This is a genomic window from Psychrobacillus sp. BM2 (genome assembly GCF_048572895.1).
Classification (GTDB): Bacteria; Bacillota; Bacilli; order Bacillales_A; family Planococcaceae; genus Psychrobacillus.
In genome coordinates this window covers 3,749,346-3,771,027 of sequence record NZ_CP183878.1, presented here as the reverse complement: position 1 = coordinate 3,771,027, position 21,682 = coordinate 3,749,346, and the positions used below count along the sequence as shown (strand labels likewise).

Here is a 21,682-nt window from a genome sequence, read left to right as displayed (position 1 = left end):
TTTAGTTCACTCCTACTATTTATAGTCTTATAGGTTTGTTACCCGTAGGAATAATGTGGTAAACATCCAAACACAAATAGAGTGGTCAAGTGGTTGAACCGGGGGTGGCAATACATTAGAATGGAGACTAATAGTGATTGGAGGGAAAGAATATGGAAGCTTTACCAAATTGTCCAAAATGTAATTCAGAATATACATATGAAGACGGAAGTATATTTGTTTGCCCAGAATGTGCACATGAATGGTCACAGCAGACAGTAAGTGAGAGTAATGAGGAACAACAAATTGTAAAAGACTCGAATGGAAATGTCTTAAATGACGGGGATGCAGTGACAGTCATTAAAGACTTAAAGGTAAAGGGAAGTTCTTCTACGCTAAAACAGGGTACAAAGGTGAAAAGTATACGTTTAGTAGAAGGAGATCATAATATTGACTGCAAAATTGATGGCTTCGGTGCGATGAAGCTAAAATCGGAATTCGTGAAAAAGATATGAATAAAGAATTGTGGGTAAAATATTAATGATTAAAAACACATTTGGACAATTAAGAATTGCAGGTATTTTAGACGGGATATCGCTGGTTGTCCTTCTGTTTATTGCAATGCCACTTAAGTATTGGATGGATATACCAATCGCAGTTGCGATAGCTGGCTCTGTACATGGTTTTATCTTTTTAACATATGTGCTTGTTATTTTATATGCACAAATTCGATTAAGATGGAATATTATTTGGTCTATATTAGCTCTAGTGGTAGCATTTATTCCTTTCGGTAACTTTGCCTATGACTGGCAATAAAAAAAGATGGAAATGCGTTTTCCAAATTAACATAACCTCCTTCACAATCATTTACTTGTGAAGGAGGATTTTTAGTTACTCGCTAATTCTGCTAAATACTCCCCGGCTACTAGCATTCTGGAGCCATACCAAAACATTTCACCATCAACTAATATTATTTCCGTATTTGGAAGGAATGCTTGGAATTCACCTAGATGTTTTTCTTTAAATGGAAATGGTTCAGAAGCAAGAAAAAGTTTATCAAGTTTAGCATTCGCTAGCTGTTCTCTAGTTACTTCAGGATATCTCGATTCTTCATTAGTAAAAGGATTTTGGTAGCCCATTACATGTAGTACATCATTTATATAAGTAGACCCACCTACAACCATATAAGGTTTTCTCCAGATAATATATGCGGCTTTTCTGTTCACTCTACCTTCTATAGATTGAAAAGATTTTTGGCAGGAAGCTAAAAGAAGGTTTGCGGTCTCTGGAGTTGCTGTAACCTCACCTAAAGTAGTAATAAGTCTATATGCATCCTGTATGGATTTAACCTCCAGCACAAACACTGGCGCTATTTTTTCGAGTTCATTTACCATCTCTTCAGTATTTTCCTCTTTTTCAGCGAAGATAAGATCAGGTTGAAGATCTCTTACCTTGGATAGATTTACTTCTTTTGTTCCTCCAACAATCGGCACAGTTTCAATAGTATGTTGTGGAAATATACAATATTTTGTTCGACCGACTACTTCCTTTTCTAAGCCTAAAGAGAAAAGTGTTTCAGTAATAGCAGGGCATATGGAAATAATACGTTTAGGCGATTTAGGGAGAACTACCTTTCTATCAAGGTGATCTGTTACTTCGTATGTCATCGGTGTTCCTCCTTTAATAATTCCTCTATATAATAGGTTCGTTGAAAGTAAAGGGTTTTCCTTTGTGTTTCCATAAAATAAATTCAATAAAAAGCAAAAAAACCAAGGAGTTCTATCGGACGTCCTTGGTTTTCAAGCTCATATAATTATTTTTTCTTCTTATACTCATTTAGTTTCTTTTGACTCTCTGTTTTTCTTTCTTCTAAAGCTTTTGTGTTGATCATTGTTTTCCCTAAAGTAAGTAGTGTTATAAACATCACTCCTGTACCTACAACCAGATAAAGCATTGTGAATATTTTACCTAAATTGGTGACCGGAGATAAGTTTGTATTAACGCCAGTTGGGATAAGACTTACAACACAGAAGTATATAGCATCTAGGACACCCCATCCTTCTTTTTTCGTGTAGAAGAGGGTACCAGAAAGAATAATAAGAAATAACGTAGTAAAAAGAGACAAGAACATAGGATTTTTAAAAGCCTTAACTAAAGCTTCTAGAAATCTTTTTACTGTTAACACAAAGGACAACATATGGTTTCACCTACATATTAGATTGTTATTTAAGTAGTATATCAATAATTGTCCCACTCTACTTAGAATAAGTGTGTAGATTCCGAATTACATTGTCCTGCAAGACACAATTTGGATTATCTGTTGTGTCTAAAGTTGTCCCATTCTTCTCGCAATATCCCCATCCGAATCGAATCATAGTAATTCCCGTTATAGAGACGTACTTTTCGAATACGTGCTTCCATCATCATTCCTAGTTTTTCCCCAACTCGAATCATACGATGGTTACCTGACCAAGTTGTATAGCCAACTCGAACAAGTGGTAGTGTAGCGAATAAGTGATTCATCCAAAGGCTTAAAGCGCGAGTACCTAATCCCTTTCCCCAACTACCTACTTCGTGGAAACCTATGCCCATTTCCAACCATTTTGAAGGTTCATGCTCCCAGTAATAAGAAACGATTCCTCTTAACACTCCATCTACTTCGATTCCCCAGAAATCGTCACGATCAATATATGAATAAGCCTTCTCCATAAACTTGTCATATGGTACTGATTTATATTCATAATAGGGGGCATCCCATTTTTTCCACTCTGGCTTTTCGTCCTTGCACATTAATTCCCATAATCTTGTTAAATCTTCACCCTTAATAGGTCTGATAACTAATTCATTGTCTTGATACAAAATTATTCCTCTTTTCAGTCCGTAGTTTTATATAGGTTTATTGGATTGAAAAGAGAAGGAGAATTATCCTTTACTTCTCAATCACCTGTAGAATGTTTTTCATCTTAATCACTCCTCTTTAGTTATTAACATTAAGTATATATAATAGTTCCGAAAATTCATATATTTAACAGGAATAAAAGTAAAAATAGCGAATTTAAAGTAGAGAGGTGAGAGGATGGCTATAAAGAAAATTTATCTAATCAGGCATTGTAAGACAACAGGACAAGAACCACGGGCGGGGTTAACTAACCAAGGAAAAGAAAACGCTTTAGAGCTGGTTCCTATTTTAGAGAAATGTCACATCGATCATATTATTTCGAGTCCATATAAAAGAGCAGTGCAAACAATTAAACCTTTTTCGGAAAGTATAGGAATCCCTATTATGATAGATGAAAATTTACAAGAACGAGTACTAAGTGCTGATCCTATGGAGGATTGGTTAGAACAACTGGAAAGAACATTTACAGAGAGAGATTTAATATTTTCAGGTGGGGAGTCTAGTAATCACGCATTAACACGTATACGAAAAGAGTTGGATGAAGTTTTCGAAAGTGAGCAAATGCAGCAGGTTGCTATCGTTTCTCATGGAAACATATTGTCGTTGCTCATTAATCACTATGATCCGTCATTTGGATTTGCTGGGTGGCAACAGATGAAAAACCCGGATATTTTTGTTCTAGAGCAGGATAATGGCATGATAAGTATAAACAGAATGGAAAAATAAAAAAATCCTGTGTATATAATGACAGGATTTAAGACTTATTATAACTCTTTCGTGCTGGGTGGAATTCGGTTACCGCTCATTTGTCGTTCTTGTTCTTGTTCAGCAATAATGTCGTTATCTTCTGCATTGTCTCGTGTAACTTTCTGGGTAAGAATGGCTCCAACTGCGACTAATATCATAACTGCAATATAATATCCTTTTTCATTTAGCTGTAAGTTATCTGCATTATATAGCCCAATGCAGAACATGAACACACCGGCAAATAACGTAAAGTAAGCGAGTACCGTAAATGCCATTGTATTTCTTCTGCGATACTTTTTTTGATTCATGTCATACTCCCCTTTAGATAGGTTTTAACTACTATTGTATGTATATTATTCTATCAGAAATGAATGAATATGTGAAATATTCTAAAAATAATATAATTGTAGAGGGTATGTAAATGTCTATATCTAAAAAGGGGTATTGTTTTCTTTGATTGTTTCATGTAGTAATAGCGATTCCACTAATTACAGTAAAGTTGATAATGGGCAGTCGTTAATGAAGGATTTTTATATCCATTCCGGAATTTTGTGACAAATAAAGGTGGAAAGAATATGATTCGTAAAAGTAATTTGACTATTAGAGCTATGAGCGAAAGTGACTATTCTTATATGGCAAAATGGCTGAATGATGATTTGGTTGTAGAATATTACGGTCCAAGACTTACATTAGAAGAAGTGATTGCTAAATATGGTCCGAGAATCAACAATGAGCATTATGTGATGCCTTGCATAGTGGAATATAAAGATGAACCTATAGGCTATATACAATATTATAAAACGCCTAAAGAGCAGTTGGAAATATACGGCTATCCTGTGGAAGAGTCTGTCTATGGGATTGACCAATTTATAGGTGAACCCAGTTTATGGGGAAAAGGAATTGGGACTCAGATGATTAGTAGTTTGTTAGACTATATGAATTCCAGAATAGGTGTTAAAAAAGTGGTGCTGGATGTGAAAAGTTCTAACAAAAAGGCTATAAACTGTTATAAAAAATGTGGTTTTCGATTTGTAAAAAAATTAGAACATAATTACTCTTCAATGGAATGGGAGATACCTTGAAAATAGACGCTTTAAAAAAAGAGCTCTTGTCGCTACAGTCATTCATTTATTTTGACGAAAATGATTTTCTGCGGGAAAAATGCTCCAATGAGGTTGCATTACAAATGGTAATAAGGGATTTTGATAGAGCGATTTTCGAAGGCACCAATCGATCTCAATCGGAGGAGTTAATATTTCTATATGGCATTAAGTGAAGGAAATAAACAGATAAGTAATCTTATTCGCCTAGGAGAAGCTTTGAAATATGCAGGTCAACACCAACAGGCACTGAGTAAGTTTAATGATGTGATAGATCAATGCGCTAAGCAGCAAAATTCACGGCTCTTAGATTTTGCTTATCAGCATAAAGGGAAATGTCTATTAGAGCTAGAAGAGTTAAGTGAGGCAGATGGGTGTTTCCAAAAAGCAATGGATCTAAGGGTGCAAAAAGGAGATGAATCACTTATCGATTCAACACAAAGGGCATTAAACTTTGTTAAACGTCATGGGGGATTAGAATGAACTTAAATATACTAGAGCAGGCAGAAATACAAACATTAACCTCTAGATTAAATGCAATACAATCAATCCAGGGGAATCCAATGGGGGTCCACCAATTAGTAAAGGGCGTAACCCATGCTTTTGCTGTTAAACATATTCCGGGTCCAGCCTTTAATACGGTTCGAGGATTGAATGAAACGGATCTCTCACATATAGAAGAAATCTTTCGTTTCTATGAGAACCTTTCGATTAATTTTCGTATTGAGATTACTCCTCCGAGCAGTTCAGAACTGTTATTTAGAAAACTAGCTGAAATGGGGTTTTATCAATCTGGCTTTCATGCATCTTTTATAGGAGAAGTTAAAGCCCTAAAGAAGAGCATACCACCCACGTTAGAAATCCGTTCTCTAAAGAAAGATGAATTTGATTTATTTGCTTCGATATATGTTGCCGCATTCGAACTTCCCACTTTTATTCAAGATGGCATCAAGCAAAACAATGAAGTTCTATTTGAAATTCCAGGCTGGGAATTTTACGTTGCATACAAGCAGGAGGTTCCAGTAGGAATTGCGGTTCTACATGTGCAAGGAGAGCTCGCAACATTAGCGGCAGCTGCAACTTTACCCGGTTATCGGAATACGGGAGTACAGTCCGGATTGCTTCAAAAGCGGATTGAAGTCGCAATTGAAAAAGGAGCAAGGTACATAACTAGTGAGGCTACATATGGAAGTGGAAGTCATCGAAATATGGAACGAGCAGGACTTAAACTGGCCTATACAAAAGCGATATGGAGTAAATTTTAAGGTGAGATGTTTTATAGAAGGAAGTTCTTGTATAAAAACTGGCATGAACAAGGAAGGTATAATTCATTAGTCCAGTATTTTGAAGATAATTCAAAACAAATAAAAAGGGGTGTTGTTATGAAACAAGCATTATTAATCATTGATGCACAACAGGAATTAATAGAAGGAAATGGCCAGGAAGTTAGTGTTTTTCAAAAAGAGCAGCTAATTGAAAATATTAATTTAGTAATCACAAAAGCAGCCGAGTCAGATGCTTTAATCGTTTTTGTAAGAGATACAGATGTGGCAGAAGGAAAAGGTGAAGGGTTCCAGGTCCACAGGGATATTACTATACCACCAGACTCAAAGACATTCGATAAAGCTGCAACGAATTCATTTTATGGAACAGGGTTAAAAGAATTTTTAGAGGAGCAGGAGGTTCAACATATAGTAATAATGGGCTGTAAAACTGAGCATTGCATTGATACAGCAGTACGCACTGCAACCGTATCACAATTGGATGTAACGTTAGTTGGAGATGGACATTCAACAACAGGTTCATCAGTTCTTACGGCAGAGCAAATTATTAATCACCACAATAAAATACTACATGGACATTATAATGTAGATAACTTTTCAATGGTAAGAAATGCTACCGAGGATTTGTTTCAGCCAGAACATGATACACATCGATAGGTGTTAACTTAAAAATACTTTTGGTGAGCGTACCTTTTCAGTCTATTTTTCCGTTTATATAAGTGAAAGACAAATTTAAAGGAGGGGTAAACATGCGGCCGCTTGTTGAAAAAACTCCGAATGAATCGAATGAGGAATTTGAGCTGGCTATTAAGCCTTTTATGCACAGTTTAAGGAAGTATTGTTTATCCCTAACGCGTACTAAATGGGATGGAGAAGACTTAATGCAGGAGACGATAGAAAAAGCATATATTAGCTGGATGAAAATGCCTAAGCAAATGACAAAGTCCTATTTGTTTCGAATAGCCTCCAATGCTTGGATCGACAAACATCGTAAACGAAAAATAGATGAAAATCTGCATCAAGACATGTCCAATTATAACTATCAAGAGGGGCATTCAGTAGAGCTATTTCCACAAATCTATGCATTACTACATGAACTGTCTGCAAAGCAAAGGATAGTGGTATTACTTGTCATGGGTTTTGGCTACTCAACGAAAGAGACCGCGAGCTTACTTTCGGTTAGTGAAGGTTCTATTAAAGCTGCACTAAATAGGGCAAGGAAAAATGCTAGACAAAGATACAATGAATCCTTTCAAGATGTTGTTGAAGACGAAACAACTATGTCTTATTTACAGGCATGGAGCAGTGGCGATCCGAATGCTGTTATTCGTGTTTACCAGAATGATCAGCAGCAACCGTATATGCGGAGCGGAAATAGAGGTCCTGTTTCCCAAAGTCACTCTATCGTTCAGTCTTACGTACAGGGCAATTCTTCTTATGTGCTAATCTCATTCCTCCAGAAAAATGGCGAAGTGCTAATTGTTCCGTTCTATCAACCAGAAGTAGCTAGGTTATTATCTCAGTTTACTTTTTGGAAAGAAGAGGAGCTTTTAGCTATAGCATAGAAAGGGGAAAGAAAATGTCAAACCTTATTCCATATGTTGTAGAGCAAACAGGACATGGCGAGCGTTCATATGATATTTATTCGAGATTGTTGAAGGATCGTATTATTTTCCTAGGATCCGAAATCAATGACGTCGTTGCTAATAATATCGTGGCGCAGCTGTTGTTTTTAGAAGCAGATGATCCCGAAAAAGATATTTCTTTATATATCAACAGTCCGGGAGGCTCGGTAAGTTCCGGATTTGCGATTTATGATACGATGCAAATCATTAAACCAGATGTCCGTACCATTTGTACAGGAATGGCTGCCTCGTTTGGTGCAACCATATTAGTTGCAGGTGCAAAAGGAAAACGTTTTGCCTTACCGAACAGTGAAATTATGATTCACCAACCACTCGGAGGAGCACAAGGCCAGGCGAGTGATATTGAAATCAGTGCTAGACGTATTCTTCTTATGAAAGAAAGAATTAATCGCATTTTTTCAGAACGAACAGGTCAGACCATTGAAAAAATAGCCAAAGACTCCGACCGTGATTATTTTATGACAGCTGAAGAGGCAATGAGCTACGGCATTATCGACCAAATTGTATAACGATTTAGAACTCCTCTCCTAATTGGTGAGGAGTTTTTTGTATCGGACATCATTATTATGGAGTAAAAATAATTACTTTGAAAAGAAAATATAGTTGCATTTTAGAGTAATTTATTTTACTATTAAAAGTAACGAAGGAGGGGTAATGTGGAAGATATACGACTGAACGTTGCATTATTAAGAAGAAAGGTACCCAATTTGACGACAGCGGCGAAATCTATAGGAATTAGAGCTGCGACTGTTTCGAATTTATGTACTGGGAAGATTGATTTGGGAAAAGCGGAGGTTAGGACCCTTGTAGGTCTAGCTTCTTTAGCGAATTGTACGGTAGATGAATTAATCATACGGGGAGAGAAGCTGAATATGATTGAAACAAAAATTAAAGCATTAGACTTTTTTGCACCATTAGTGAAAGAAGGGACCACGGGTTTAGTTGCACGACCTGGAATGGGGCAGCTTGTTATTCTTGCAGAAGTTATGCACAGATTTAAGGATAGCGATTATACTACAGTATTTTTATTGCCCCAAAAACATCGTGATGAGCTTGAGACAGAGGGTATTACTGGGCTAGCGAATTATTTAACTAAATCAACTGAAGAGACATTTTCGAAGTTATCCGAAATTTCTGGGGATATCCTGTTGATAACAGATAATAGTTATGTGGTTTCTGGTCAGTTATTTGATCTGCAGGAAAAAATGATTAAAGAGGGAATTAAAAAAGTCACCACAATATTATTAGACCTTTCTGGAGAAGTAGTCGATGAGGATATTCCTTTTGGACCACTAGAAACAGTATGGCAATTGGATGCTGACCTTGCAGCACGTCATCTCTATCCCGCTATTCAACCTATTACTTCCACTTCGTCACTCGTGGAAGGAGTGGACGTGGATCAACGTCACTTTAACTTAAGGCAGCGAGCGCAGAAATTACTTAGACGTTATAAAGAGCTTCGATCGTTAGTTGTTGTCCATGGATTAGATAAAATTCGAAGTAATGAATTGGAGACCTACGAACGTGGAGAACGATTAGAAGCTTACTTTACGCAACCTTTTTATGTTGCAGAGACCTTCACGGGCCAAGCCGGACAAGAGGTTTCACTGTCCCAAACACTGAAAGATGTCGAATATATTTTAGATGGCAAGGCTGATGAACGGTCGGTAGAAAATTTGAAGTATGTAGGTAGCCTATAAATTTACTTAAAAAAGTAGCTGAAATAGTTTCAGTTGCTTTTTTAGTTTAATAAGAAAGCATAAAAATGTAGCATGAACACTGGGTTCGTGGTTTTAAAGATAGGAATGTACCTTATCTTTAGTTATCCAAAAATGCACTAACCTGTTTCTAAGAGTTGTAGGATGGTGACAGATAGTTTAAATCCTTATCAGTAAGGCGAAGCTTGGTTAAAAAGGGTGTTAAAGATGACAGTTTTTATAAATAACTCTTCTAATCATAAACAAAACCCACACCAAAAAGTATATGCCAAACAGAATATGTGGACTGGCATTTTGTTTGGACTAGGGATTGTAGCATTTATAGATGAAGTAGTATTTCATCAACTTCTTCATTGGCATCATTTTTATGATAAATCTACAACCGATATTGGACTAGTATCGGATGGGCTTTTTCATGCATTTAGCTTTATAGCTACGATAGGAGCATCATTTTTACTCGCAGATCTTCATCGTCGACATGCCTTTTGGGTGAAGAGATGGGTAGGGGGAATCCTTCTAGGTGCAGGTGTTTTTCAACTGTATGACGGAATTATCCAACATAAAATGATGGGTTTACACCAAATTCGTTATGAAGTGGATATACTTCCTTATGATTTGGTGTGGAATATTTTAGCTGCTTTAATGATTATTATCGGGGTTATTTTTATTTATCGCACAAATCATGAAAGGAAGGACTGACTTTAGGTGCACACTCACGAACAGTATTCTGTGGCTAGTCTCCAAGTTTTTTTATCAGTTCCTTTTATATTGTTATTCGTTTATTACATTGTGGCGCTAGGTCTATCCAGGAAAAAGAAAAAACCATGGCCTGCTTACCGAGTGGTAGCCTGGAACTTTGGCATATTCTTTGCAATGCTCGCAGTAATTGGTCCCATTGCAGATATGGCACACAAGGATTTTTCTGCCCATATGATTAGCCATGTATTACTTGGTATGGTAGCGCCACTTTTGATGGCTTTAGGTGCCCCGATAACACTTCTGTTGCGAACAATTAATGTACATATTGCAAGAAAACTCACGGCAGTTCTACGCCTACGCCTTCTTCATTTTGTTCAACATCCTATTACCACTTCTTTATTAAACATTGGTGGTTTGTGGGTTCTTTACACAACTGATTTGTTTGATATGATGCACCAAAATATGTTCCTGTATGTAATTATTCATGTACATATTTTTCTGGCTGGGTATGTGTTTACGGTTTCTATTATTTCCATTGAATCAACACCTTTAAGAAAAAGTTATTTATATCGTACAGTCGTCTTTCTTTTTGCTCTAGCGAGTCATGCGATTTTATCGAAATATATTTATGCGAATCCGCCAAGTGGTGTGTTAAAAGCTCAAGCAGAATTAGGTAGCATGATTATGTACTACGGTGGAGATACTGTGGAGGTAGGGATAATTCTTATATTGTTTTATCAATGGTTTAAAAAAACTCGTCCTACATTCAAAATCGAAGGGAAGGATCTATTATAAGTGATTATAAAAAATTCACCGTTGTCGGAACGGATATTGAGGAAGTCAAGAGATTAAATGAAAACTCAGGTATGAGTTATAAACAATTAAATGAGTGGTTTGCCATACAACAGGCCTTCAAACAAGGTGATATACAGCAGACCAAAAACGGAGAATCATTTAATGAAGGTGGTAAACACTGATGTATACGAGATCTTTTTTGATGAAGTTTGTAATGATCACGGTAGTGTTATGGATTATTTTAGGTATCTTTTATAATGTATCTTTTACAGACGTCCTCATTACTAGTGTGGTTCTTTCGATAGTAGGATATGTAGGAGATGTCTTTTTGTTACCTATAATAGGAAATGTGTGGGTGGCAATAGGCGACTTTGTTATTGCTTATGCAGCTATTTACCTTCTGGGATCTTATATATATGAGCAACCAATAGCTTTGGGGACAGCTTCTTTTGTTTCTGCACTGTTATTAATGGTAGGGGAACTCCTGTTACACCGGTATATGGACACAAATATCTTCGAACCGAGGAAATCTAACCCCGATGAAAAAGCAGGGTATTACAACCGGACGAACTTACAAACAGAATTTGCGGAAGAAGTGGATACTGATTCTATTTCTAATCAAAGACAAGAAAATAACACTAACAAAAAATTTAAAGGTTGAGTATATAATTCACCTTTTGGACCATTCTAATATGGTCAGGGAGGTGAGCAGCCATGGGAAATAATAATAACCGCAATAATAACAACAATAATCGCAACAACAACAACCAAAATAATCCAGCTGAGTTCGGTGAGGATTTCAACTTTGACAATTTAAACGAGCAAAACCAAAACGAACAAAATAAAAATAACAACCAAAATGAACGTAATAATAACCGCAACAACAATAATAACAATAACTTTAAGTAATAACTTGCTTCTAATACAGTCATTCCTAAAGGAACCTTTAGGAATGACTGTATTTTTGGTTTATGAACAGAATAAGTAAGGTAAAGAAGAATAACAACAAAAAGTAGGTGAATGAAATGGATGGGTTAGAGATTCTTCCTTTGGATATTACTAATGCATATATGACTTATCTATTTCCGTTCTCTTTTCGAGAGAAAGATCGGCAAAAGTTAATGGAGCAGCTTGAAAAGCATCATTTCACCTTCTTCACTTTAGATAAAGAAGAACTACAAGGAAAATATTATGGAGATAGTATAAAAATCGTAAATGAGGAATTGGACCAATTCTTTTTACCATTCATTGAAGATAAATTATTTCCTGTTAAGACTGATAATAGAGGCTTTTTGCGTTACTCAAAAGTAATAGAAGAACCATTTATATATGAAGTGAATGGCAATAAAATCAATTTTATCATTAACAGTGTGGATATTATTTTATGTCCTTTTGGTATTGGTATAGTTACTCTACGTGCTTCTATGGCTGAAGATCAGGAGACCTTCTCGAATATATTAGATCATATCGCTCATTTTCGAGTGTTAGAGCCTAAGCTTGCTTCCGATAAAGGTACTCAAATTCACCAAAAAAACAAACTGTTCCAAACTACAAATGAGCTCGTTTTTGATTATATATGTCAGCCTTTAAAAGCGTTTATCATCCATAATGAAAAGATAGCTGGTTATTATGGTAGTCTCCCATACTTTGAAGATGAAAGAATGCATAGTTCAATATTTTTAATCGCGAACGATAAATCTGAAATTACAGAGGATCAGTTGTTTCGTTTGGCTCATTTAGATGGAAAGGATATAAATGGAAATGAATTTATTTCAAGCTCCAATCCTGATTACGTGAAGCGATATGTGGATAATCGTATTTATGACCGATGGGCACCGCATACATATACAATTACTTCCGAACATACTCAAGCTACTCTTTCTATTAAGAAAAAAGAGCAATTAGAGCAAAGAATTTCTCAATTTATGAGTGTGAATTATTATAATTTAATGCTTCATTACTACTATAAAATTATGCTGTTGAAAGTTTCTTTTGAGCATAGTGAAGTTAGTTGGTCAAAGGATAAAAAATATGTGGAGGAATTAATCGAACTCATATCAAAATTCGATTCACATTATTATTTTGAAGAGGTTTCTACTAGAACGGAAGGAAAAGAGCTAACACAGAAGTTACGGGAAGTATTCCGTTTGCAGAATCTTTTCGAGGAAGTGAAGAAAACTGTAGATGATTTATACCGTGCTCAAGACAATCTATCAGACAAACGGCAGAATTCAATGTTATTTATGTTAACTATTTTTACAGTAGTTTCCGGTATTTATGGGATGAATTTAGTTATTGAGGATTGGAAAGGGAAAACAGATTGGGCGAAGGTGCCTGGTTATTCTTTTTTTGAATGGATAGCACTGATTACATCGTTAACGGGAATTGGTCTATCTATCGCCTTAATTGTTTACACGGGCGGTAAAAGAATTTATGATGGATTTAGAAACTGGAAGAGAGATCGATTTTAAACTTCTTATCAATGGATGAGAAGTTTTTTGTATTTACTATTTTAAGCTATATCCAGTATATTATTATATGACATAGAAAAGTAAAAGAACGGAGCAAAGAAGTGAATCAAGAAAATACATCTAAATCAATTGTGTTACCATTAATCATTTCCATTATAGCGATATCATTTGCAGCAATTTTTGTGAAGTGGTCTCATGCACCGGCTACAATATTAAGCATGTATCGAATGATTTTAGCGGCTCTTTTGCTACTGCCAGTCGTTTGGTTTAAAAGGGCGGAGTTTAAAAAACTAACAAATAAAGAATGGCTACTGCTGTTTTTTGCGGGTATGTTTTTAGCTTTACATTTTGCTTTATGGTTCGGTTCTTTAAAACTGACAACAGTAGCAAGTTCCACTATTATTCTGGCATTGCAACCTATTATCGCCTTAATTGGTGGTGCCATTATCTTTAAAGAGAGAACGACGAAATCGGCACTTATGACTATGGGTGTTGCAGTAATAGGCGCAGTTATGGTTGGGTGGGGAGATTTTGGCCTAAGTAGGAATGCCATTCTTGGAGATATTCTTTCTTTTCTAAGCGTTATTGCTGTTGTAGGATATTTATTGATTGGCCAAAAAGCGGTGAAAAAAGTTTCTCATTGGATTTATAGTTTCACTGTTTTTGGATTTGCCGCCATTGCACTCGTTGTCTATAACTTACTGACAGGCGTTGTAATGGGAGGCTATGATTTAAAAGAATGGGGAATTTTCGTATTGTTGGCAGTTGTACCGACAATTTCTCACTTGATAAACAACTGGCTAATGAATTATGTAACTGCTACAACAATATCTATGAGTATTTTAGGAGAGCCAGTAGGGGCAACTATCCTTGCTGCTATTTTCCTAGGTGAGCGACTAGTAGGCTGGCAAATTGTTGGTGGTGTTTTAGTGCTCGTTGGTGTGTTTTTATTTATCGTGCAGCAGATGAATCGTTATCCGAAAAGTAAAATGCAAAAAAACTAGACAATCTTAGTGGGTCTAGTTTTTTGCATCATTTAGTTTGCTTTTTAGTTGCGAGATGTTTAGTTTAATTTGATATGCATCTTTTACTTCAGAAAGCCGCCTTCTACTAATAATTCTTTAATCTCTTGTTTAGTCATTAGTTTTTGTTTCGTGTCTATTAGAATAGCAGGTACAGACAAATTTTTGTTGGTAGGAATTGAGGAATCGATTTTTATTAAATCTTTGTTGAATACAGTGGCCATTGGTATTTCGTTTTCCGCGATTAGTACCTCATGGGTCTTTTCTCCAACTCGGGCACCGATTTCTAGGATCCGGACATCTTCTTTGTGATAATACTCAATAAGTACTTCAGCCAAGTCGAGTATATTACAAGCATTCATATGCATAACAAAAATCTCTCCTCCATTTCCTAACTCTGTAGCCTGAAGAAGGGTTTTGATCGCCTGTTGAGGCGTGACAAAATACCGTGTCATTCTTTTATCGGTAATTAGGATTTGATTTTCTTCTTCTAATTGTCTGATGAAAATTGGTAATACACTGCCGCTGCTTCCAAGCACATTCCCTCCTCGAATGCATAAGAACCTAGTGGGCGAACCCATTTCGTTTGCATACAGAATCAGTTTTTCCCCAAGTGCCTTTGTCATTCCATACGTATTAGCCGGGTCTGCTGCTTTATCTGTAGAAACGTAAATTACTTTTTTGACTTGGTTCTTTATGGAAGCTTCAATTACATTTTGTGTTCCAACTATATTCGTTTTTATAGCTTCTAAAGGATTTTCCTCACAAACGGGTACATGTTTAAGTGCAGCTAAGTGAAACACATAATCTACCCCAGCACAGGCTGAAGAAAGTGCACTTTTATCTCGTATATCCCCAATATTAAATTGTATTCTTGTATCTGCAAAACTTCTTCGCATCATGACTTGTCTATTTTCATTTCTTGAAAAAACAATAATTTTCCTAGGGTCAAGAAGAAGAAGTTGTTTGATTAGTTCAATTCCCCATGAGCCTGTCCCCCCGGTTATCAATATTGTTGTATTGGTAAACACTATTTTTCCTCCCTAATAATTGATTGATTTTTTAGAGTCATTCGCTATATTTGGTCATGTACGCAAACGAACCCCGCTTAACACCTCTTTCCATAAGTCATGATTTCCTTCCCATTTATCTTTATTAGGAAACTCAATCGAACAAACTTTTTCTAAAGGCCAACTTTTTTCTACAATTCCTTGGACATATGTGTGGTTAATGAGTAAAATGCTGAAGTCGTGTTTTACTAATTTAGAAAGGACATCTTGTAAAACTGCCGCGTCCTCTAGCGACCCTTCTGTTCGGACAAATAGTATTCGTTTGGCATTATCCATTTCTGAAAGAAAGCGCTGAATTCTTCGTTCGTATTTTTCCATTACTTCCGCATAGGCACCTAAATAAGTTAGTGTATTTTTTTCTCCATCAAAATCATGATTGGAAACAAGATTATAGCCATCATCTGAAACGCATATAAATGTATCAGCATATCCGATAACACGTAGATTGTCATAATCGAGGAAACCTATAAATCGATTTTCTAATAGCTCATTTACCTGGGATAGTTCAGGACTGGCCATCCAATCTAGAACGCCTGAGTAAGGTCTTAAGTTATTTTTTTTCAGTTGGATGGAGGCTAAGCAAAGATCTCCTAGACTAAATATGGCATCATATTCTCCTTTAAGTTGACTTAAATCCATTTGTTTCACCCCCTTTGTCTTGCGTTATAAGGCGTCGTATACACCTTATTTAATAGTTAATGCGACACAATGAAAGAGAGCAGGGGCTAGTTTCCTATAAGTAGAAAATATTTTTATGCAGTGAAAAAGATAACCTCGGAATTTTCCGAGATTATCTTATAAAGGAGCGTTAAGGAGTAGGTGGGGGAGGATTACTTCCAGTTAAGATGTATTCTGTTTGTTGTTTGGTAATAGTAATGATGCTATTTGTATTTAATAGAACATCCAGTAAACTGTCTTCAATCGTGGTAAATTCGATACTGCTATATAAATCTCCAGCTGCTATCGTAAATAACAAAATTCCATTTAAAAAACTATCTGTCTCGTTTCCATAGGTAATAGTAACGGTTTCTCCTGCCTCTAATGTAAAAGATTCTGAGCCGTCTTGGTTCACCGGGTTTTCTCCAGCCCTGATGAAAAGTGTAACTTGAAAGTTTGCTGTTGTTTCATTAATGAACGTTTTTGTACCTGCCACAGGTTTCCCTCCTTTTAAACAAAGATAGTCTATCCTATTCTCGTTTGTAAGATTGCTACGGGAAAAATAGTATAAATATAATCTTCTTCAAACAAAAAAAGACAGGTTACCCTGTCTAATCTGATACTATCTCTGGATGAAAGTTGACTGTCTCCATAATAATTGGTGTACCTTTAGGAATTTCAGAAGCTTCTGGGAGAGAGATAAGTAAGGAGCCTATTCCATCCTCTCCGGCAGTATATGAAAAGTTTTCATCCATCTGTAGTACGCCATTTATATATACATTAAAATAGCTATTATTTAAATTTAGAGTTGGTAATGATTGTGTCGTTTCCCCTTGATCATCTAAAAAATCTGAGGCACTAATCTTATGAGTGGTAACATCTGTTATTGTTTCTGGTACCTCATGAAAATAACGAGCGACAGTGGGTGAAGTTGAAATAGTTTGTTTTGGCGTAATAGCTAATTTAACAATTTTTAAAGCCAAGCGTGTTCCTCCTTTTTATTTCTCTTTCAACATATGACTCAAAGTGGGTAGGAGTTATGGGCGGATGAGTATTTCTTGAAAAATGAGAAAAAGGTCCTAAGGTAAACACATTTTTGATTTTAAATGGATACACTAACTTTACTTCAGTTGGTAGGAGGGAAGAAATGAAAAACCAACCGTACGTTCCACGGAAAGCATCTGCTTATTTTTCACAGCCTTTAATCATTCCCTTAACGGTAAATAAGGCAGAGTCCAAGGTATTAAACCATAGAGAGGTTATTACGACTGAATTTTTTGTGTTATCCGATGGTGTAAAGAAAGTATATACAGAACAGGATGCTATTACTGGGTACGGCAATCAACAAATTGTGAATCCGATAACTGTTTCCTACATGAATCTTTTTATTAACGGGGTTTTACAACCGAAAGTAAATTATCGAGTAACTGAGGGAATGTTGGTCTTATTAACAGAAGATGCACCTGAAAAGGGGTGTCCTATTATTCTTCAAATGATTCAAATTTAATAGCCCACACACAGTAGAGCTAATAGAAATAAATATAGAGTATGCGGTTAAACGGGGAGATGTATAACTTGAAAATTTTGCTAGCCACATATTGGTCTATTCCCCATTTAGGTGGAGTTTGGAACTATATGGTTCAATTGAAAAAGAAGTTAGAACAACTTGGGCATGAAGTTCATATGCTTGGGTATGATGAGGACAATTTGAATATCCATATGATTGGCACAGATAAAAAGATATCAAGAGACAAGTTGTTGCCTTTACTTCAAGCCAAAATAAACAAAGATAATTATCCGGAAATTTATGAAAATAAATTAGTCGAATACACAGAGTTTCAACGATATATTTTCGAATTAGGAACAGCTTACTTTGGTTTAGATAATTATGATTTGATACACACACAGGATGTTATTGCTACAGCTTGTATTGATCGAATTCGTCCCAAACATATACCAATAGTTGCTACTTTACATGGTTCTGTAGCTCATGAAATTCATCATCAATTAACTACTATTCATAAAACCCCTAATTCTTATATTGCGAGAGCGTATTACGATGATTTAGAACAACTGGGAGCAAATGCAGCAGAAATAACCATTGTAGCGAACAACTGGTTGAAAAATATATTAATCGATGAATTTAAAGTGGTAGAGGAACAGATAAAAATACTTCATTATGGCTTTGATACTGAAAACTTTATAAAACAAATGAAAGTAAAATCACTTATTACACCTCCCAAAAACAAAAAGATGATTATCTATACAGGAAGGCTTACTGATTTAAAAGGAATTCAATATTTGCTAGATGCTTTAGGGAAGCTAAAAAAGGAACGTCAAGATTGGGCTTGTTGGATAGTTGGGTCGGGGGATAGAGAATCTAAACTTCGGGTTAAAAGTAAGGTGCTTGGTTTAGATGATTACGTTCAGTTTCTAGGGAAGCGTGACGATGTTCCGGCTTTATTGGGAAAAGCAGATGTTTATGTATTGCCAACATTATTAGAAAACCAACCACTGTCACTAATTGAAGCACAGATTGCAGGGAAAGCCACAATAGTCAGTGATGTCGGCGGTCTGCCTGAAATGGTACAGCATAAGGTGACAGGTTTATTGACGCCACCAGGGGATTCTAATATGTTGTTTGAAAACTTAAACTTACTACTAAGTGATGAACAGCTAAGAAAGAAACTGGGAACTAATGCAAAAAAATGGGGCATGACGCATTGGTCTATTGATCAAGGCATAAAAAGTTTACTAGAAGTGTATAATGAGGCTGTTTCAATTAGGAAGAATGGTGACCAAGATGTCTCGAATAATCCAATACATTAAGCTTTTTATTATCGCTCTATTTTACAAATGTAAGAACTGGTGGGAGAGCATCTGGAATTCAAAAAGAAACTCGGCTGTAACGGAAAAAATAAAAGAAGACACTATTATTTCATCGGAAAATTATAACTCCAGGTTTACTAGTAATGGAATGGAGTCAGAGGTAGCTATTGTAAAAGAGGTTTGGGATCAGATAGACAGTTCCATTCCAAAGGAAACAGTGTTTCCGAATCCTTCTACGCTTGACTTGTTTAAACCGATGAAGTCAGATTACTATAGCTTGTTGTTTCCATATTCACCAGCTACTCCAAACTTATTCGTGGATCGTTCTATATGGACAGAAATTCTAAGTCATTTGCCGGAAGAGTATGAGATTCCTCCAACTATCACGATAAAATTAATGAAACCAATGAGTAGTGAGTATTACGAGGATATATTCTCTCCCTCAAAAGCAAATACAAAAGTGTTTGTAGATAATCGAGTGTGGGAAGAAATTATGAAAAATCTCCCTGATTCCTACGCTGTTCCCAACTCTCAAACAAATATGGAGGTATGGACTAAGCGACGGAACATGGCTTCTCCTATCATTATGAAACACCAATTTAACAACAAAAATTCATAACATATACTTGGATGAATGATTCTATTATGATTCATTCATTTTTTTTAGGACTATGCAATTCAGCTGAAACTTGCATTAGATAGTGATAGACTTTCATTTTTCGCAGGCGCACGTCCCCATCTTTCTGTTCAACTTGCATATATTATGGAAAAGCCAAAAGGAGATTGAGCATGAAAGTAATAGTTTCAGGGGGGGCAGGCTTCATAGGCTCTCATCTTGTTGATGCACTTATAGACAGAGGTATTGAGGTTCATATTATAGACAATTTGGTGTCCGGCCAGAAGGAAAATATCAATCCACAAGCACAATTATATGTCGTCGATATATGTAGCGAGGAAGCAAGTAAAATCATAATGAATATTCGACCAGATGCATTTTATCACTTAGCTGCACAAGCGGATGTTGGGAAATCTGTACAATATCCTAAGTATGATGGTGACGTAAATATTATTGGAACATTAAATATGTTGGAAGCTTGCCGTAAAGCAAAAGTGGGGAAATTTATTTTTGCCAGTACCTCGGCAGTATACGGAAATTTAACCAATGAGTTACTTTCGGAAGAAGAAATCACAGTCCCTGCTTCCTTTTATGGACTGTCCAAGTTAACTGCAGAGTCTTACATAAGGCTTTTCTATGAGCTTTATAGACAGTCATATACAATTTTAAGATACGCAAATGTATACGGTCCACGGCAATTGCCTAAAGGAGAAGGTGGAGTAGTGTCTGTATTTTTCGATCGACTTCGAAAAGGTGGACATATCAATGTGCATGGCGATGGACAGCAAACGAGGGACTTTATATACGTTAAGGATATTGTAGCTGCCAATATTGCGGCACTGGAGAAGGGTGACCAAGAAACGATACAGATAAGTACATCACAAAGAACATCTATCAATGAAATACTAGCCTTTTTAACAGAAATTCACGGGATTTCCATTCTAAGAGAATTTACCGCTCCAAGAGAAGGCGATATTAAGCATAGCTGCTTATGCAATAATAAAGCTAGAAGTCTCTTAAGCTGGAAGCCACTATATACTATTGAAGATGGGTTGAAAGAAACCTATGCATTTCAACAACCTCTTGAAAGTGATATGACTGGCACATATTTTGAGAGTGAGCAAATGGGATGACTAAGCCGAAGTTATTAATAACCGGTGCAACAGGTTTTACAGGTATTCATGCCTGTCATCATTTCCACCAAGCGGGATACGAAGTAATTGGCGTCTCTAGACAACCATCTAAAATAGAAAGCGATCAAATTCGTATCGAAACATGTGACCTAACCAATAAAAATGAATTAACCGATCTGATACAAAAGAACAAACCAGATAGAGTCCTCCATTTGGCTGGACAAAATCATGTACCCTCGTCATGGACAAATCCAGTTGCCTCTTTAGAAATAAATACTATGTCCACTGCTTACTTGCTGGAAGCCATTCGCCAGCAAGTACCTGAATGTAAAACTTTAGTCGTTGGGTCTGCACTTCAATATGATGTAAATGATATTACAACCCTCAATCATCCATATAGCTTGAGTAAAACTCTACAAGTTTTGATAGCACAATCATGGGAATTATTATATGAAATGAATATTGTTATTGTAAAGCCTTCTAATTTAATTGGTCCTGGAAAGTCTAACGGTGTATGCTCCCTTTTAGCTCTAAAGGTAGCAGAAATGGAGCTACTCGGAGCAGAAAAAGTACTCAGAGTAAATAATTTATTGGCAAGTCGGGATTTTCTCGATGTCCGTGATGCAGTTTTTGGATATGAAATCTTATTTAATAAGGGTCGATCTGGTAGTATACATGATATGACCACGGGATTATCCAGATATTTAAAAGAAGTTACTAGTAGTCTGCAGGCCATTTCAAGTGTTAGTTTCACCGTAGAGTCTGTAGAGGATAAATTAGAAGTGAAAGTGAGCACCCCCCCTTCAGATCTTTTAATAGAAAATATGCAAGCTCTCATCCCGTTTGAAAAGTCAGTGGAGGATATTCTAAATTATCAGCGCAACCTGCTCATATAGATGGTAAAATCTATTTGTGTAGCCAGTTTCGTAAGCGATGCTCATGAATTTGTAATATTCATGAGCATTGCTTTGTGGTGTGAGTAAGAATGCAATTCATAATTTAGATGGGAAAGGTGACA

The 21,682-nt window shown here is 36.2% G+C and carries 29 protein-coding genes; 21 read left to right on the top strand and 8 right to left on the bottom strand.

Features of this window, described 5'->3' with window-relative positions; genetic code table 11:
- The first annotated feature begins 152 nt into the window (after positions 1 to 152).
- Positions 153 to 494 carry a zinc ribbon domain-containing protein YjdM gene (locus tag ACN6MX_RS18510; RefSeq protein ID WP_419960278.1) on the top strand — a complete coding sequence of 114 codons (342 nt, stop codon included), beginning with the start codon at positions 153 to 155 and terminating at the stop codon, positions 492 to 494.
- 25 nt (positions 495 to 519) lie between these two features.
- On the top strand, positions 520 to 795 hold the full coding sequence (locus tag ACN6MX_RS18505) for a DUF3817 domain-containing protein (RefSeq protein ID WP_419960277.1): 276 nt from the start codon (positions 520 to 522) through the stop codon (positions 793 to 795).
- Positions 796 to 866: 71 nt separating this feature from the next.
- Here ACN6MX_RS18505 and ACN6MX_RS18500 read toward each other — a convergent pair whose 3' ends face one another.
- From ACN6MX_RS18500 to ACN6MX_RS18490, 3 genes are all read right to left on the bottom strand, one after another.
- Positions 867 to 1,646 (bottom strand): ABC transporter substrate-binding protein, encoded by a 780-nt coding sequence (locus ACN6MX_RS18500; RefSeq protein WP_419960276.1) that lies wholly within the window; start codon positions 1,644 to 1,646, stop codon positions 867 to 869.
- 146 nt (positions 1,647 to 1,792) lie between these two features.
- Positions 1,793 to 2,176 (bottom strand): potassium channel family protein, encoded by a 384-nt coding sequence (locus ACN6MX_RS18495; RefSeq protein ID WP_419960275.1) that lies wholly within the window; start codon positions 2,174 to 2,176, stop codon positions 1,793 to 1,795.
- Between the two features lie 116 nt (positions 2,177 to 2,292).
- Positions 2,293 to 2,838, bottom strand: coding sequence for a GNAT family N-acetyltransferase (locus ACN6MX_RS18490; RefSeq protein WP_419960274.1), 546 nt, complete (start codon positions 2,836 to 2,838; stop codon positions 2,293 to 2,295).
- Between the two features lie 217 nt (positions 2,839 to 3,055).
- Between ACN6MX_RS18490 and ACN6MX_RS18485 the strand changes: the two genes are divergently transcribed.
- Positions 3,056 to 3,604: a histidine phosphatase family protein gene (locus ACN6MX_RS18485; RefSeq protein WP_419960273.1), complete on the top strand. Its 549-nt coding sequence runs from the start codon at positions 3,056 to 3,058 to the stop codon at positions 3,602 to 3,604.
- 38 nt (positions 3,605 to 3,642) lie between these two features.
- Here the strand turns inward: ACN6MX_RS18485 and ACN6MX_RS18480 are convergent, their stop codons facing one another.
- Positions 3,643 to 3,933: a YiaA/YiaB family inner membrane protein gene (locus ACN6MX_RS18480; RefSeq protein ID WP_419960272.1), complete on the bottom strand. Its 291-nt coding sequence runs from the start codon at positions 3,931 to 3,933 to the stop codon at positions 3,643 to 3,645.
- Positions 3,934 to 4,200: 267 nt separating this feature from the next.
- Here ACN6MX_RS18480 and ACN6MX_RS18475 point away from each other — a divergent pair, with 267 nt between their 5' ends.
- The 13 genes from ACN6MX_RS18475 (at position 4,201) to ACN6MX_RS18415 (ending at position 14,341) form a co-directional block, all read left to right on the top strand.
- A complete protein-coding gene (locus ACN6MX_RS18475; protein ID WP_419960271.1) occupies positions 4,201 to 4,707 on the top strand; it encodes a GNAT family N-acetyltransferase in 507 nt (168 codons plus the stop codon).
- Positions 4,708 to 4,887: 180 nt separating this feature from the next.
- A complete protein-coding gene (locus ACN6MX_RS18470) occupies positions 4,888 to 5,208 on the top strand; it encodes a hypothetical protein (protein ID WP_419960270.1) in 321 nt (106 codons plus the stop codon).
- The gene (locus tag ACN6MX_RS18465) at positions 5,205 to 5,990 is read left to right on the top strand and encodes a GNAT family N-acetyltransferase (RefSeq protein ID WP_419960269.1); all 786 of its coding nucleotides are present in this window, start codon (positions 5,205 to 5,207) and stop codon (positions 5,988 to 5,990) included. Before ACN6MX_RS18470 ends, ACN6MX_RS18465 begins: the two co-directional genes overlap by 4 nt.
- Before the next feature lie 117 nt (positions 5,991 to 6,107).
- Positions 6,108 to 6,665 carry an isochorismatase family protein gene (locus tag ACN6MX_RS18460; RefSeq protein WP_419960268.1) on the top strand — a complete coding sequence of 186 codons (558 nt, stop codon included), beginning with the start codon at positions 6,108 to 6,110 and terminating at the stop codon, positions 6,663 to 6,665.
- A 92-nt stretch (positions 6,666 to 6,757) separates the two neighbouring features.
- The gene (locus ACN6MX_RS18455) at positions 6,758 to 7,573 is read left to right on the top strand and encodes an RNA polymerase sigma factor (RefSeq protein ID WP_419960267.1); all 816 of its coding nucleotides are present in this window, start codon (positions 6,758 to 6,760) and stop codon (positions 7,571 to 7,573) included.
- Positions 7,574 to 7,587: 14 nt separating this feature from the next.
- The gene (gene clpP, locus ACN6MX_RS18450; protein ID WP_419960266.1) at positions 7,588 to 8,163 is read left to right on the top strand and encodes an ATP-dependent Clp endopeptidase proteolytic subunit ClpP; all 576 of its coding nucleotides are present in this window, start codon (positions 7,588 to 7,590) and stop codon (positions 8,161 to 8,163) included.
- Positions 8,164 to 8,310: 147 nt separating this feature from the next.
- Positions 8,311 to 9,354, top strand: a complete 1,044-nt coding sequence (locus ACN6MX_RS18445) for a hypothetical protein (RefSeq protein ID WP_419960265.1) — start codon at positions 8,311 to 8,313, stop codon at positions 9,352 to 9,354.
- 297 nt (positions 9,355 to 9,651) lie between these two features.
- Entirely contained in the window at positions 9,652 to 10,071 is a 420-nt protein-coding gene (locus tag ACN6MX_RS18440; RefSeq protein ID WP_419962661.1) for a DUF2243 domain-containing protein, read from the top strand.
- Positions 10,072 to 10,077: 6 nt separating this feature from the next.
- Positions 10,078 to 10,866, top strand: a complete 789-nt coding sequence (locus ACN6MX_RS18435; RefSeq protein ID WP_419960264.1) for a cytochrome c oxidase assembly protein — start codon at positions 10,078 to 10,080, stop codon at positions 10,864 to 10,866.
- 181 nt (positions 10,867 to 11,047) lie between these two features.
- Positions 11,048 to 11,527: a DUF2512 family protein gene (locus tag ACN6MX_RS18430; protein ID WP_419960263.1), complete on the top strand. Its 480-nt coding sequence runs from the start codon at positions 11,048 to 11,050 to the stop codon at positions 11,525 to 11,527.
- 53 nt (positions 11,528 to 11,580) lie between these two features.
- Positions 11,581 to 11,775: a hypothetical protein gene (locus ACN6MX_RS18425; protein ID WP_419960262.1), complete on the top strand. Its 195-nt coding sequence runs from the start codon at positions 11,581 to 11,583 to the stop codon at positions 11,773 to 11,775.
- Between the two features lie 116 nt (positions 11,776 to 11,891).
- The gene (locus ACN6MX_RS18420; RefSeq protein ID WP_419960261.1) at positions 11,892 to 13,337 is read left to right on the top strand and encodes a hypothetical protein; all 1,446 of its coding nucleotides are present in this window, start codon (positions 11,892 to 11,894) and stop codon (positions 13,335 to 13,337) included.
- A gap of 101 nt (positions 13,338 to 13,438) precedes the next feature.
- On the top strand, positions 13,439 to 14,341 hold the full coding sequence (locus tag ACN6MX_RS18415) for a DMT family transporter (RefSeq protein WP_419960260.1): 903 nt from the start codon (positions 13,439 to 13,441) through the stop codon (positions 14,339 to 14,341).
- A gap of 83 nt (positions 14,342 to 14,424) precedes the next feature.
- Here ACN6MX_RS18415 and ACN6MX_RS18410 read toward each other — a convergent pair whose 3' ends face one another.
- The 4 genes from ACN6MX_RS18410 to ACN6MX_RS18395 all read right to left on the bottom strand — a co-directional run bounded on the left by ACN6MX_RS18410 (position 14,425) and on the right by ACN6MX_RS18395 (position 17,069).
- Complete coding sequence (locus ACN6MX_RS18410; protein ID WP_419960259.1) at positions 14,425 to 15,390, bottom strand: polysaccharide biosynthesis protein; 966 nt, start codon at positions 15,388 to 15,390, stop codon at positions 14,425 to 14,427.
- A 54-nt stretch (positions 15,391 to 15,444) separates the two neighbouring features.
- Positions 15,445 to 16,068 (bottom strand): DUF1796 family putative cysteine peptidase, encoded by a 624-nt coding sequence (locus ACN6MX_RS18405; RefSeq protein ID WP_419960258.1) that lies wholly within the window; start codon positions 16,066 to 16,068, stop codon positions 15,445 to 15,447.
- Positions 16,069 to 16,237: 169 nt separating this feature from the next.
- A complete protein-coding gene (locus tag ACN6MX_RS18400) occupies positions 16,238 to 16,582 on the bottom strand; it encodes a hypothetical protein (protein WP_419960257.1) in 345 nt (114 codons plus the stop codon).
- A 115-nt stretch (positions 16,583 to 16,697) separates the two neighbouring features.
- Positions 16,698 to 17,069, bottom strand: a complete 372-nt coding sequence (locus ACN6MX_RS18395; protein WP_419960256.1) for a DUF4183 domain-containing protein — start codon at positions 17,067 to 17,069, stop codon at positions 16,698 to 16,700.
- Positions 17,070 to 17,233: 164 nt separating this feature from the next.
- Between ACN6MX_RS18395 and ACN6MX_RS18390 the strand changes: the two genes are divergently transcribed.
- From ACN6MX_RS18390 to ACN6MX_RS18370, 5 genes are all read left to right on the top strand, one after another.
- A complete protein-coding gene (locus ACN6MX_RS18390) occupies positions 17,234 to 17,593 on the top strand; it encodes a DUF4183 domain-containing protein (protein ID WP_419960255.1) in 360 nt (119 codons plus the stop codon).
- A gap of 68 nt (positions 17,594 to 17,661) precedes the next feature.
- Complete coding sequence (locus tag ACN6MX_RS18385; RefSeq protein ID WP_419960254.1) at positions 17,662 to 18,915, top strand: glycosyltransferase family 4 protein; 1,254 nt, start codon at positions 17,662 to 17,664, stop codon at positions 18,913 to 18,915.
- Positions 18,890 to 19,534: a hypothetical protein gene (locus tag ACN6MX_RS18380; RefSeq protein WP_419960253.1), complete on the top strand. Its 645-nt coding sequence runs from the start codon at positions 18,890 to 18,892 to the stop codon at positions 19,532 to 19,534. Before ACN6MX_RS18385 ends, ACN6MX_RS18380 begins: the two co-directional genes overlap by 26 nt.
- 170 nt (positions 19,535 to 19,704) lie before the next feature.
- Positions 19,705 to 20,664, top strand: coding sequence for an NAD-dependent epimerase/dehydratase family protein (locus ACN6MX_RS18375; RefSeq protein WP_419960252.1), 960 nt, complete (start codon positions 19,705 to 19,707; stop codon positions 20,662 to 20,664).
- The gene (locus ACN6MX_RS18370) at positions 20,661 to 21,560 is read left to right on the top strand and encodes an NAD-dependent epimerase/dehydratase family protein (protein WP_419960251.1); all 900 of its coding nucleotides are present in this window, start codon (positions 20,661 to 20,663) and stop codon (positions 21,558 to 21,560) included. Before ACN6MX_RS18375 ends, ACN6MX_RS18370 begins: the two co-directional genes overlap by 4 nt.
- The last annotated feature ends 122 nt before the right edge of the window (positions 21,561 to 21,682 follow it).

Coding starts and splice junctions, on each gene's coding strand:
- ACN6MX_RS18510 (WP_419960278.1), top strand. CDS start 153: ATGGAAGCTTTACCAAATTGTCCAAAATGTAATTCAGAATATACATAT.
- ACN6MX_RS18505 (WP_419960277.1), top strand. CDS start 520: ATGATTAAAAACACATTTGGACAATTAAGAATTGCAGGTATTTTAGAC.
- ACN6MX_RS18500 (WP_419960276.1), bottom strand. CDS start 1,646: ATGACATACGAAGTAACAGATCACCTTGATAGAAAGGTAGTTCTCCCT.
- ACN6MX_RS18495 (WP_419960275.1), bottom strand. CDS start 2,176: ATGTTGTCCTTTGTGTTAACAGTAAAAAGATTTCTAGAAGCTTTAGTT.
- ACN6MX_RS18485 (WP_419960273.1), top strand. CDS start 3,056: ATGGCTATAAAGAAAATTTATCTAATCAGGCATTGTAAGACAACAGGA.
- ACN6MX_RS18480 (WP_419960272.1), bottom strand. CDS start 3,933: ATGAATCAAAAAAAGTATCGCAGAAGAAATACAATGGCATTTACGGTA.
- ACN6MX_RS18475 (WP_419960271.1), top strand. CDS start 4,201: ATGATTCGTAAAAGTAATTTGACTATTAGAGCTATGAGCGAAAGTGAC.
- ACN6MX_RS18470 (WP_419960270.1), top strand. CDS start 4,888: ATGGCATTAAGTGAAGGAAATAAACAGATAAGTAATCTTATTCGCCTA.
- ACN6MX_RS18465 (WP_419960269.1), top strand. CDS start 5,205: ATGAACTTAAATATACTAGAGCAGGCAGAAATACAAACATTAACCTCT.
- ACN6MX_RS18460 (WP_419960268.1), top strand. CDS start 6,108: ATGAAACAAGCATTATTAATCATTGATGCACAACAGGAATTAATAGAA.
- ACN6MX_RS18455 (WP_419960267.1), top strand. CDS start 6,758: ATGCGGCCGCTTGTTGAAAAAACTCCGAATGAATCGAATGAGGAATTT.
- clpP (WP_419960266.1), top strand. CDS start 7,588: ATGTCAAACCTTATTCCATATGTTGTAGAGCAAACAGGACATGGCGAG.
- ACN6MX_RS18440 (WP_419962661.1), top strand. CDS start 9,652: ATGTGGACTGGCATTTTGTTTGGACTAGGGATTGTAGCATTTATAGAT.
- ACN6MX_RS18430 (WP_419960263.1), top strand. CDS start 11,048: ATGTATACGAGATCTTTTTTGATGAAGTTTGTAATGATCACGGTAGTG.
- ACN6MX_RS18425 (WP_419960262.1), top strand. CDS start 11,581: ATGGGAAATAATAATAACCGCAATAATAACAACAATAATCGCAACAAC.
- ACN6MX_RS18420 (WP_419960261.1), top strand. CDS start 11,892: ATGGATGGGTTAGAGATTCTTCCTTTGGATATTACTAATGCATATATG.
- ACN6MX_RS18405 (WP_419960258.1), bottom strand. CDS start 16,068: ATGGATTTAAGTCAACTTAAAGGAGAATATGATGCCATATTTAGTCTA.
- ACN6MX_RS18390 (WP_419960255.1), top strand. CDS start 17,234: ATGAAAAACCAACCGTACGTTCCACGGAAAGCATCTGCTTATTTTTCA.
- ACN6MX_RS18380 (WP_419960253.1), top strand. CDS start 18,890: ATGTCTCGAATAATCCAATACATTAAGCTTTTTATTATCGCTCTATTT.
- ACN6MX_RS18375 (WP_419960252.1), top strand. CDS start 19,705: ATGAAAGTAATAGTTTCAGGGGGGGCAGGCTTCATAGGCTCTCATCTT.
- ACN6MX_RS18370 (WP_419960251.1), top strand. CDS start 20,661: ATGACTAAGCCGAAGTTATTAATAACCGGTGCAACAGGTTTTACAGGT.